The following is an 11,678-nucleotide window of genomic DNA, read 5'->3' on the forward strand; positions in this document are numbered from 1 at the left end:
AAAACACCACGAATACCGCCCTTTAAACCGGACATTTGAACTTTGCCCGATAGCGGACATTTGAACTTGGCGTTGACAATAGATGTTCGCAGGCATGGTGCTATGATGCCTTGGCTCCCATCTCGTTGCTTGCTTGCAACATGCTATAGAAAAGCGTATTTTTGACGCATGAGCGCTTTTACACTTGTCAGAATTCTCCAGCAGACCGTGCCGTATCCGTCGGTAGACCGGACCAACCCGCAATTCAATAAAACGCAAAGGGAGACAGCATGAGCACTGTCCAGCAAGAAGTCGATGAACGTACCAATCTGACCGCCTCGAACAAGTTCGAACTGCTGCTGTTTCGGCTTGGCGGCGACAGCAACGGCGAGCAGAACGAGCTGTACGGCATCAACGTCTTCAAGATCCGCGAAATCGTCGCCATGCCTCCGGTCACGCCGATCGCGGAAAGTGCGCCTTACATGCTGGGAGTCGTCAACCTGCGCGGCGAAATCCTCCCTGTGATCGATTTGCCCGGTCTCATCGGATGCACACCGAAAACCGGCCTCAATATCCTGCTCGTTACTGAATTCGCGCGGACCACGCAGTGTTTTGCGGTCGAAGCCGTCGACGAAATCGTCAGGCTCGACTGGAACCAGGTGCGGCCGTCCGCCGGGAACTATGCTGACAATACCATTACGAGCATTGCAAGACTCGACGATGACGTGCACGGAACCCGTCTGGTCCAAGTCCTTGATGTCGAGACCATTATCCAGAAGTTCGCTCCCGGCAAGGAAATTCCGGATCCCACTGAAAATGCCAATATCCGGTTGCCCGAAGGATCGGTGATCCTGGCTGCCGATGACTCCGTCATTGCCCGTTCCATCATCCAGAAAGGCTTGGAAGATATGGGCCTGCCTTACATCATGACCAAGAATGGCAAAGAAGCCTGGGAGAAGCTGGAGCAACTGGCAACCGAAGCCGAAAAGGAAAACAAACCTTTGAATGAAAAAGTGGCGCTTATCCTGACGGACCTTGAAATGCCGGAAATGGATGGATTCACGCTGACCCGGCAAATCAAGACAAGCAACCGTTTCAGCACCCTGCCCGTGCTGATTCATTCTTCCCTATCCGGATCTGCCAATGAGGCGCATGTAAAGAGTGCTGGCGCCAATGCCTATGTCGCCAAGTTTTCACCTGCTGAACTTGCCGAAAAGATTCGTCAGATACTCTAGCCAGCCCCTCGCTTCAAATCACGATGAACAGGATTGCGCCCTTCAGAAGTGAATGGGCGCAGTCGCATTGATCCTATTCAACACGTCATGCGGCGCGGCGTCTGTCGCGCGCCAAGGTCGTCCCTCCAAGTTCCAGCATGTTTGATGCCGAGCAAATGCCGGCAAAGCAAGATACCTGCAAGTTACAAGCGCTTACCTGTGATACACAAGAGCACTACCGCGCTGCAAAGCCTGCCGCTATTCTGCACTTGTCTTCTCCCCAACTCGATGGAACCCGAAATGCAAATGCCGCAGACTTCCCAACGTATTCATCCCTTGATGGCTGGTGCCGCTGCTTCTGTCATGCTTGTAAGCTTGCTCGGGGCGGCCGCCATCATCGGAATTATTCCCACTTCTCAAGGGACGGTGTCGGACAAGATGCCGTCGACCGCTCCCATTGCGCAGGCTGTTGTCCCCGCTAGCGCCCCGTCGGCCGCGCCGGCGTTGCCGGCTGCAGCCCTGGCAGCGGCTCCGCAACCGGCGGCGGCGCCTGTTGTAAAGGCGGAACCCAAGGAAGTCGTCCGTCACAAGACGATCGTGCACCACAAGTATGTGCAGCAACCTGCACCGACCCGTGCACAGCCTGTGCAGGTCGTTCAGGCTGAGCCGCAAAGAACCTACTCGCCGCCACCGGCGCCGGCGCCTGTCTACCAGCAGGCTCCGCAACCGGCTCCGGTCGCGCAGAATAGCCCGCTTGGCATCGGCGTCGGCGCCGTGGTGGGCGGCTTGATCGGCAACCAGATCGGCGGAGGCAGCGGCCGGACCCTGGCAACCGTAGCAGGTGCGGTTGGCGGCGGCTATATCGGTAATGAGATTGCAAAACGCAATCCTTGAGCCTGGCCCGGGCCTGGCGTTTAAAAAATCAATTAATAAGAAAGATTGCTAAAGCCTTTATTGCTAAACCCTTAAACGCCCCGGACGAACGGGGCGTTTTCTTTATTTTTGCTATCTTTCGCCTTCTTCCCGTCCCGGCCCCGCAAGCCGCTTCCAAGGCGCTTTTCATACTGCAAGGCATGAGCCGCCTGTCGGGCACAGGCATCAAACCTCGACGCATTTCCTGACAGTTGCTATATTTCGGCCCAAGACGACAGGTGTTGTCTTGCTTCGCTGCTGAAATTAAGGGATGTCATGCGTTTCCTGCACACTTCGGACTGGCACCTTGGCCAGACCTTGCATAACTTCGATCGATGTCATGAGCATGAACACTTTCTCTCATGGCTGATCGACACGCTTGCCACCCATGATGTCGACGCGCTGCTGATTGCAGGGGACGTGTTTGACAATGCCAACCCGTCGGCCGCCTCGCAAAAGCAGTTCTATTCCTTTTTGCAGCGGGCGAAACATCGCTTGCCTCATCTGAACATTGTCGTCATCGCAGGAAATCATGACTCTCCTGGCAGGCTCGAGGCGCCGCGGCCTCTGCTGGAAGGACTCGATGTGACGGTCGTCGGGCATGTGCGTCGAGGCGAGGACGGAGAAATCGACCTTGATCAGTTGATGATCCCCCTTCTTCGCCGCGACAGGACGGTGGCGGCGTGGTGTCTTGCGGTGCCCTTTCTCAGGCCGGGCGACGTGCCGCGGGCAGATAACGCCGTCGATCCCTACCAAGCCGGCATCGCCCTGCTCTATCAGCAACTGCTCGAGCGCGTACGCGCCCGGCGCGCTTCCGGACAAGCCATCATCGCGCTGGGCCACTGTCACATGCTTGGGGGCGAAGCCTCCGAAGAATCGGAACGGCGGATCATCATGGGCAATGCCGAGGCGCTGTCGGATTCCATATTCGATGCTTCGGTCGCCTATGCGGCACTCGGCCATTTGCACAAGGCGCAGCGCGTCGGCAAGCGGGAACACATACGGTACTGCGGGAGCCCGCTGCCAATGTCGTTCACCGAGATAGATTATGCACATCAAGTCTTGTCCGTGGATCTCGAAGGCGAGTCGGTAAGCCAGGTCTCGGAACTGCGTGTGCCTCGCAGCGTGGATTTGTTGCGTATTCCACGTAATCCCGCGACGGTAAGCGAAGTTCTGGCAGCCTTGGCGGCGTTGGAGTCCGCGTCCATGACCGAAACTCACCGTCAGCCCTACCTCCAGGTCAGGGTCAGGCTGGACGGACCGGAACCCGGATTGCGTGCGCGCATCGAAGCCGCGCTCGAAGGCAAGCATGTGCGCCTCGCCAAAATCGAAACGACATTTTCCCGACGTGAAAGCCACGATGATGTTCGCATCCCCGCGGAAGAACTCGACCGCATCCAGCCTGAGGAAATTTTCAAGCGTTTATACCTGGGAAAATACGGAGCCGTGGCGCCAGATGAACAGTTGGCTGCCTTCGGTCAACTGATGCTTGGTTCCGCGGACGAAGCAGGCAGCAAATGAAAATTCTTAGAATCGCCGGCAAGAATCTCGCTTCGCTGGGCGGCGAGTTCGCTCTCGACTTCATGCAGGAGCCGCTTGTTTCGGCTGGACTATTTGCAATCTGCGGTCCGACCGGCGCAGGCAAGAGCACCCTGCTCGACGCGCTATGCCTGGCGCTCTACGATGCCACGCCGCGACTGTCGCGCGCCGGCAGCAAGGGTATAGGCTTGCCCGACGTGCGTGATGAAACCGTGACACCGCAAGATACGCGCAATCTGTTGCGGCGCGGTGCGGCGGACGGTTATGCCGAGGTCGACTTCATCGGCAACGACGCCAAGTGTTATCGCGCACGGTGGAGCGTCCGCCGGGCGCGCGCAAAGGCAGACGGCGCGCTCCAGCAAGTCGCCATGTCTCTTCACAGTCTGCCTGAACTTCATCCGATAGGCGGGACCAACCGTGAGGTCAAGGCAGAGATTGAACAGCGGATAGGCCTCAATTTCGATCAGTTCACCAGAGCCGTCCTGCTGGCACAGAACGAGTTTTCCGCGTTCTTAAGAGCTGACGACGGCGACCGCGGCGAGCTGCTCGAAACACTTACCGGTACGGCAATCTATAGCGACATGTCGAGGCGCGCATTCGAGCGCTCGAAATTGGAGCAGCAGGCACTCAACGCAATCAATCAGCGTCTTGCCGACCAGAAGCCGCTAGACGCGGAAGCACGGCTTGAACTGGAAAGGGATTGCGCGCAGGCGCATGACGCCATGACGATGCTCGAGCATCGGAAAGGCGAACTTGAAACGCAGATGCGCTGGCATAACGCATTGCAGGAAGCGCAGCGCAGCGAAGAGCTGGCCAGGCTGGAAGCCGGCAGGTTGTTCTCGATTTATCAGGGCATGGCTGAACGGCAGAAGCATATGGCGCTTCTGGATGCCGTGCAGTCCGCACGTGCCCTTGTCGAGGAATCTTCACGGATTGCGTCGACGCTGGAAACGAACAAGTCCGAACTCGATCACCTCCTGAGGCAACTCGATACGGCACGACAAGACCAGGAGCATGTGCGACTTGCGATGAGCACGGCCGAGCAGTCGCACCTCGCGGCGTTGCAGACTCGGAAGGACGCTCTCCCTGCCATCGACAAGGCAAAAACTCTGGATGCGCAGATTGCAGCCCTTGCCCCGGAAAACGATCTTGCGAAAGCCGCCGTTGCAAGAATCCAGGCCGAGAGAAACGAAATCGAAACACGCTTGGCTGCCGGTCGAAAGACGTTTGAAGCCGCGGTCGAGTCAAAGCGGGCTGCGGAACAATGGATGGCCGACCAGGCATTCATCGAGCCGCTTGCTTCGCAATGGATGCGCTGGGATTCATTGCTGAAACACGCCGACACGCAATTGCAAAATCGGACCGGTCTTGCGAAGGAGCTTGCCGAGGGCCGGGAGGCGTTGCGTCGCGTCGAAGACAAGATGGGTGAATTGGAAGGCTTGCTTGCAAACGCGGTCCGGACGCATGCCGACGCCGAAGCGCAAAAACTTACCTGTCAATTTGAATCTGCAAGTCACTCCCGCGCGACTCTGCGTCTGGAGAGGCAACATCTTGAGTCGCACCGTGATGTTCTCGAGGATGGCGCGCGCCTTTGGTCCGAATTGCAGTCCGCGGCGGAGCTCCAACGCGAGCTGAAGAGCGAATTCGACCGCTTGCGAAGCTCGGAAACCGAAGCCGCAGAAATGCAAAGGCGATTCGAAACCGACATCGCCGTGGCAAAGGCTGCACTTGATCAGGCGGAGAAAGCGCAGTTCGCTGCACGCATTGCCTGCAGCGATTCAGTAGAGAACTTGCGCGCTTCGCTTGAGAGCGATGCCCCCTGCCCTGTCTGCGGCTCTACCGAGCATCCGTATGCGGACGATACCGGACGCTTGCATTCCATGCTCGCCGGATTCGATGCCGAGGCTGCCGCCTGCCGTACGCGCTACGATCAATCGGTAGCGAGAGAAGCAGGCAACAGCGCGCTGATTCTGGAAAATCGACGCCGGCTGACTACGGTTTCGGAGCAGCTTCATGATGCGGTCCTGGGTCTTCAGGCCGCCGAGGCCGAATGGGTGCGGCACCCCTCGGCGCAGTTGGCGGAATTGAGCGGTAGCGGCAACGCCGGCCTCTGGATTGCTGATGAAATTCATACTGCGCGAAATAGACTTCAGCAGCTTGCGCTCGCAGAAACCGAGGCCGATCAGGCCGCAAGCCGCCTGGAACTCGCGCAACACGCCTATGATGCCGCAACATCCTCACTGGGAGAGCGACGCAGGCAGTCCGACTCGTTGGCAAACGAGGAGCGGCAGGTCAGATCCGAGGTTGAACGACTGACAGCGCGTTTGGCGGAAACCGATGCGAGGCTCAATGAAATACTGGACGAACTCTCCGCTGCATTCGGATTTGCTCATTGGAGAGAGGACTGGCGTCGGAATCCGGCGATTTTCAGAAGCGAATGCGTGAGGCAGGTGACGGATTGGCAGGACCATTGCCGAATCCGAGACGAGAACAGCAAGCTTTTGATCGAATTCGAGACGGACAGTGTCAAGCTGCAGGAAGGCCTGCTCCGCAGCGATGTGGAATTGGAACGTTCTACCAAGGCGCTCGAAGAGAACAGCTGCCGGATTAATGAGAAACGCGCATTGCGAGCCGGGATATTCGGCGGTAAAGATGTCGCCGTCGTGGAAGACGAACTCGGCGCTGCCATCGCAAGCGCAATGGCGACGGTGCAGGAACAGTCGATGAAAGTCCAGGATTGCGCGATTTCGGTAGCCCGTCATCAGGAAAATATTGAACAGGTGCGGCAGCGGATGAAAATTCTGGAAGCCGAGCATGTCGATACGCTTGGGCGCCTGGCGGATTGGATTGAGCATTTCAATACCTCGAACTCCAATACGTTTGCGCTGCTGGAGCGCGAACGTCTGCAGGAGCTTTTGGCTTACAGCCTTGAATGGATGTCCGCTGAAAGGAATGAATTGCACGCCGCCTTCACGGCCATGCAAACGGCAAATGCAATTTTCCAGGAGCGGACCCAGCGCCGTACAGCGCTTGAGCATGAACGTGTCGGTTCAGAAGATCCCGCTGGCGTGGTACGTCATCTGGATGATGTACTGGCCAGATTCGAAGTGATGCGTACCGACTTCACCCGCAACAAGCTGGCTTTGGCAGAAGATGACTCGCGGCGGGAAAGATCTTCCGTGCTGCTCGCGGAGCTAGAGCGGCAACAGAGCAATGCAAGATTGTGGGGACAACTAGCGGAGCTGATCGGGTCTGCGGATGGCAAAAAATTTCGCAACTACGCGCAGCAGTTCACTCTCGACGTTCTGCTCGGTTATGCAAATCGTCATCTGCAGGAACTGGTACGCCGATACCGGCTTGAACGCGTCAAGGAAACGCTCTCATTGCTTGTCGTCGACCAGGACATGGGAGACGAGGTACGCTCCATCCATTCGCTGTCCGGCGGCGAATCCTTTCTGGTATCGCTCGCGTTGGCGCTCGGACTCGCATCGCTGTCGTCTAACCGGGTCCGCGTCGAGTCTCTGTTCATCGATGAAGGCTTCGGCAGTCTCGATGCAGATACGCTGTCCATTGCCATGCACGCGCTGGACAGCCTCCAGTCACAAGGAAGGAAGGTGGGAGTCATTACCCATGTACAGGAAATGAGCGAAAGGATAGGCACCAAGGTTCTTGTGCAGAGGGTCGCTGGCGGCAAGAGCCTCGTCCGCATCGAGAGCGAATCGGTGTTTTGAATGCGGTCAGGGTTGACAGAGAAGATATATTTCAGTCGTTACACTTGATAACATAACGACAATGAATCTTTTTAAGGAGCGTGGTCTGAAGAAGTGACACCTTGATGTCACCTTTATTTTCTTTGAAAGGAATTCGATGAACAAGCTCGTCACTGCCCTTATCGCCGGCCTCTTCGCCTCCTCCGCATTTGCCCAGACAGGCGCTGCGACCACGACCACAACGACAGCGCCCTCCGCCGGCATCAGTTCGGGAACATCCACCGTAACGTCGGTAGAGTCCCCTGTCAGCACGGCGGACGCCAAAGCCAACGCCAAGGCAGAAAAGGCAGATGCGAAAGCGGAAGAGAAATCAGCGAAAGCCGATGCCAAGGCAGAGAAAAAAGTAGCGAAGGCTGAAGCCAAGGCGAAGAAGGACAAAGCGGAAGCCCGAGCCGACGCAGCCGAAAAGAAGAACTGATTTAAAAATCAAACACCTGCATTTATAGATCCGGCCCGAAAATATGTTGGGCCGAATCCCCTCACCCCGGCCCTCTCCCTCCGGGAGAGGGCGACATCTCGCGACGTCGCCCTTATTATTTGTACCAATCGCCTCTAAAGTCGGCATCCTTCGCCAACTAATTAATATTAAAAAGATGCCAGACTGCTTTTTAGTATTTATTAAAATCTTCTCATGCCGTTAGGAGATAAGGACCGATGTTTCTAACACATTTGATTTAAAACCTGACCTGTATATATGCAGGCGACACTACAAGCATTAAACATTCATTCCATCCGCGACCGCCCCGGTCAAGAGTTGCATTTCATCCTTCTATTACTCCTAAAACATATTGCGCTGCATCTTGCTCCATTGAGACCAAAGCCTATACTTTGAATGAATCATGGAGGTCATCGTGGATAAGTATAGATTGCTGAATCGTATGTTGGAGGAGCAGGAAGACGCGCCCGAAACGGATCTGTATTGCATATCCGCATTGCTTGCCAAGCACATTGAATCGGTGTCTGGCAGGCTAAGCGACGCTGAAATCCAAAAATTTGTAGAGGTAGGTGCAGCAATTTGCCGCTATGCAAATAGGGAATTCGGTACGAATGTTCCGGTCGAAGATTTGTTTCCTCCAAGCGAAATTTGGAGAAATGTCCGTTGATTTATCCTCGTAAATTTTCCAACCGGATAGAGTGTATCGAGACACCAACGCGAAAGGACTTCCTTCTTAAAAAGCCATGCTTTTGTTTTACATAGCCATGTGAGAGGCATATACTAATTCTTGTGCACTGCACTGTAGCGAGGCCGCCATGCAAAAATCCATCTCTCGTTCCTTTCCCGAAAAAAATCTTCCGGGAAATGATCTCCCTCCTCAACTGCATAATCTTTTTGAGTCGGTTCGACCGGATAGCGGGCCGAACGAGATTACGCGCGAAGACGTATCGCGCTGCATTAACATCTGGGCAAAGATGTACCGATTGAGCGATGAAGAAAGCCAGGCATCCGACTTGTGCATGCCTCCGCGCAGCTGGATTGGAAGAAGTCCCGACAAACTCAAACGCTTTGATTGATCTGTTAAACCTCGCGGAAAGTACAACACTTTCCGCGAGGTTTAATCACGCCCATGCCGTCGCCCTATGCTTGGCAACCAACGCGCTCGTGTGCTTTTTTGCACCGACTGCTTGACGTGCCTCATCAGCGTACTGCGCGAGTACCGTAGTCGGCATTAGTTCAGCTTGTTACCTAGCACCACGTCCAGTTGCCGCTTTTGCCGCAGCAGGAGACTTTCTTCGCGCTTTTAGGTACAGCTGCGCCAATATGGCCGACGCTACAATTGCGGCTGCCATATCGACATACCAATCCTTTATCGTGCCATTTCGATATGGCAAGAACGACTGAATAAACTCGTCAAGCGCCCCCATTACCGCAACGATCGCGATCGCCCTGAGCGCCCTTGCACCCGCGGTGCCCTGATATCCTGTGAACAGCAACGCTGTCATGCAGGCATATGCAACAAAATGAAGAAAGAAACCTGATGCCACTTCTCCGACTTCCGCGCGGGCACCGGGAATTGTTCCAAGGATGATGACAAAGGCATAACCAAGATACGCTATGCGCAGCCGCAGGCTCGCCTGGGATGCACTTTCGGGAAACAGGATGAATTGCATGTGGATTCAGCAGTTAAAAACAATGGAACGATAACCCGCTAGCGAGACAGGCAACTCTACTTTGCACAAACTTCCCTCTTTTCAGTAACACATAAGTCAAATTTTCCCTATGGCTTAAGTTCGGTGCAGTCATAGCATCTATCGATTTTGCAGTCCACGTCTCATTAGCAAGCGTTATGTTTCCAATGGTACACGGATCAAGACGACGCAAATCGTTGCAAATAACTGCCCTCTGTAACATCTTGTTTCTTATAGGGTTTCATGACCTGCACAGGTTTGATAAGTTCCAGCAAGAAAGAAAAATATACTTAGGAAATATCGATAGATAAGGGTTGCATGGAAGCATCGCTGCAAGTAATATTTTCATGCGGAAACGTTCAATGCTTCATGTCTCCGAGGGCATACGTCAAAAAATATAAATTGCCCTCTGCGTTCCGTGCGACGCATCTGGATTAATCCAGGCGCTTTTTTCAAATTACGTTAACGACCCTTGAAAGTCGATCGGCAGATTTAATCTGCCGTGGGCATTCTTTCGTCCGCGGTATTGCGTTCCTGTACACAGGATGACGTCATCCCGGATGGATTGGTCGATCAAATCATGGATCGATACACTGATTTCAAAGGGCAGCCGGCCCTGGCACTGCGCGTGCCAGATATTCGACTGCGCGTTTCACGCATCGGCGGTGAAGTCCTTGCCCCTGTCTTCCCTCGGTATGGAAGCGATCGTCGCGTAATCAATCGTCGCAGCTGCGCGCATGAATGTACTGGGTCGAGTCTCGATACGGATATGCCGGCTTACGGCAGACCTTTGCCTGCGTATGCGTTGTCGAGGCCGATTGTCCATTCTTCGCATTCCATGCGGCGTCTCGGACTCCTTCACCACCCACCCGGCGTTTGTCAGGAGTAGCAACCGCCGTCCCTTTCCTTTGACCTAGGCAAACTGCGCCGCTTCCATGCAGAAGCGAGCGCATGGTCACGCCCGAAATTTTTTTTAGGATCCAAATCCATGCAACGCTTATCCAACAAACGATTCGCCCTGCGACGCTCCTATGCTGCCATGCTGGCTGCCGGCGTTTGCCTGTCTCCCCTTGCGATGGCACAGACTGCTGCCACGACCGCAACGAGCGACGCGAATAACGTATATTACAAGGTGCCTTTCAGCGGCAGCCCGGCGTGGGTTCGCGTTTTTCTGGACACCGACCGCAATGCGTCGACCGGATACCGGTTCGGAACGATCGGTGCGAGCTATGCGGTTGAAAATGGCAATCTGTACCGCTATACCGGCTCGGGCAGCGACTACACCTGGAGCCTGGTCAAGGCAGTAGGTTATACAAAAGGAAGCACTTCCGCGACAATCACGATATCCCGCACCGATCTCGGCTCCCCCGCCGGCGTCGATCTGATTTCCGAAACGAACTCGCCGCGGGTGATGTCGGCAAAAGTCACGCAAACGCTTGCGTCATCTTCGATCCAGACGAGTAGCGATGGCACCAACAGTTATTACAAGATTCCTTACAGCGGCACGCCTTCATTCATTCGCCTGTTCCTTGATACCGATCGCAACTCTGCTACCGGATACAGGATCGGGAACATCGGCGTTTCGCACCTGATCGAGAACGGCAAGCTGTTCCGTTACACAGGCACCGGCGCTAACTGGTCCTGGACCTACGTGAAGAATCTCGCGTACTCCGCAAGCAACGGCGTTGCCAGCATTACCGTTGCACGCGCCGATCTCGGATCACCTTCGGCAATCAACATGATTGCGCAAACCGAACCGCCGGCATCGATGACGGCAACCGTAACCCAGACTCTGTCGAGCGGAGCAATAACTGCACCGGCACCGGCACCCGCACCTGCTCCGGCACCCGCACCTGCTCCGGCACCTGCACCTGCTCCGGCACCTGCACCTGCTCCGGCACCTGCTCCGGCACCTGCTCCGGCACCTGCTCCGGCACCTGCTCCGGCACCTGCTCCGGCACCTGCTCCGGCACCTTCAGGCGCATTGGGCTCGGTCACCTACACGGCGAGCACGGCAACCATTGCCAATCCCGAGCGCGGCTTCCACTACATGACCGGCTGCGACGGCAATCTCTCCGCTTCCCAGCTCCAGGGCTGGCGCACCAGCGAAGGCATGACCATGGCGGTCTGCTCGGTC

Annotated in this window: 10 protein-coding genes; 9 read left to right on the top strand and 1 reads right to left on the bottom strand. The window is 55.6% G+C overall.

Going from position 1 to position 11,678, the window contains the following annotated elements; translation table 11 throughout:
• The first annotated feature begins 269 nt into the window (after window positions 1-269).
• From RY831_RS31985 to RY831_RS32020, 8 genes are all read left to right on the top strand, one after another.
• Complete coding sequence (locus RY831_RS31985) at window positions 270-1,214, top strand: chemotaxis protein (protein WP_326510340.1); 945 nt, start codon at window positions 270-272, stop codon at window positions 1,212-1,214.
• A 279-nt stretch (window positions 1,215-1,493) separates the two neighbouring features.
• Window positions 1,494-2,087 carry a glycine zipper 2TM domain-containing protein gene (locus tag RY831_RS31990; RefSeq protein WP_326510341.1) on the top strand — a complete coding sequence of 198 codons (594 nt, stop codon included), beginning with the start codon at window positions 1,494-1,496 and terminating at the stop codon, window positions 2,085-2,087.
• The gene (locus RY831_RS31995) at window positions 2,084-2,314 is read left to right on the top strand and encodes a hypothetical protein (protein WP_326510342.1); all 231 of its coding nucleotides are present in this window, start codon (window positions 2,084-2,086) and stop codon (window positions 2,312-2,314) included. The genes RY831_RS31990 and RY831_RS31995 overlap by 4 nt, the downstream gene beginning before the upstream one ends.
• 67 nt (window positions 2,315-2,381) lie before the next feature.
• The gene (locus RY831_RS32000) at window positions 2,382-3,626 is read left to right on the top strand and encodes an exonuclease SbcCD subunit D C-terminal domain-containing protein (protein WP_326510343.1); all 1,245 of its coding nucleotides are present in this window, start codon (window positions 2,382-2,384) and stop codon (window positions 3,624-3,626) included.
• Window positions 3,623-7,375, top strand: coding sequence for an AAA family ATPase (locus RY831_RS32005; RefSeq protein WP_326510344.1), 3,753 nt, complete (start codon window positions 3,623-3,625; stop codon window positions 7,373-7,375). Before RY831_RS32000 ends, RY831_RS32005 begins: the two co-directional genes overlap by 4 nt.
• 136 nt (window positions 7,376-7,511) lie before the next feature.
• Window positions 7,512-7,832 (top strand): hypothetical protein, encoded by a 321-nt coding sequence (locus RY831_RS32010; RefSeq protein WP_326510345.1) that lies wholly within the window; start codon window positions 7,512-7,514, stop codon window positions 7,830-7,832.
• Between the two features lie 421 nt (window positions 7,833-8,253).
• Window positions 8,254-8,517, top strand: a complete 264-nt coding sequence (locus RY831_RS32015) for a hypothetical protein (protein ID WP_326510346.1) — start codon at window positions 8,254-8,256, stop codon at window positions 8,515-8,517.
• Between the two features lie 148 nt (window positions 8,518-8,665).
• Window positions 8,666-8,926 carry a hypothetical protein gene (locus RY831_RS32020; RefSeq protein ID WP_326510347.1) on the top strand — a complete coding sequence of 87 codons (261 nt, stop codon included), beginning with the start codon at window positions 8,666-8,668 and terminating at the stop codon, window positions 8,924-8,926.
• 168 nt (window positions 8,927-9,094) lie between these two features.
• On the opposite strand, the gene RY831_RS32025 is transcribed toward RY831_RS32020, so the two are convergent.
• Window positions 9,095-9,523 (bottom strand): VanZ family protein, encoded by a 429-nt coding sequence (locus tag RY831_RS32025; protein ID WP_326510348.1) that lies wholly within the window; start codon window positions 9,521-9,523, stop codon window positions 9,095-9,097.
• Window positions 9,524-10,529: 1,006 nt separating this feature from the next.
• Between RY831_RS32025 and RY831_RS32030 the strand changes: the two genes are divergently transcribed.
• Window positions 10,530-11,678 (top strand): hypothetical protein (locus RY831_RS32030; RefSeq protein WP_326510349.1); only part of this gene is annotated, 1,149 nt, incomplete at its 3' end.

It is taken from the genome of Noviherbaspirillum album, from assembly GCF_035916955.1.
Lineage (GTDB): Bacteria > Pseudomonadota > Gammaproteobacteria > Burkholderiales > Burkholderiaceae_D > Noviherbaspirillum > Noviherbaspirillum album.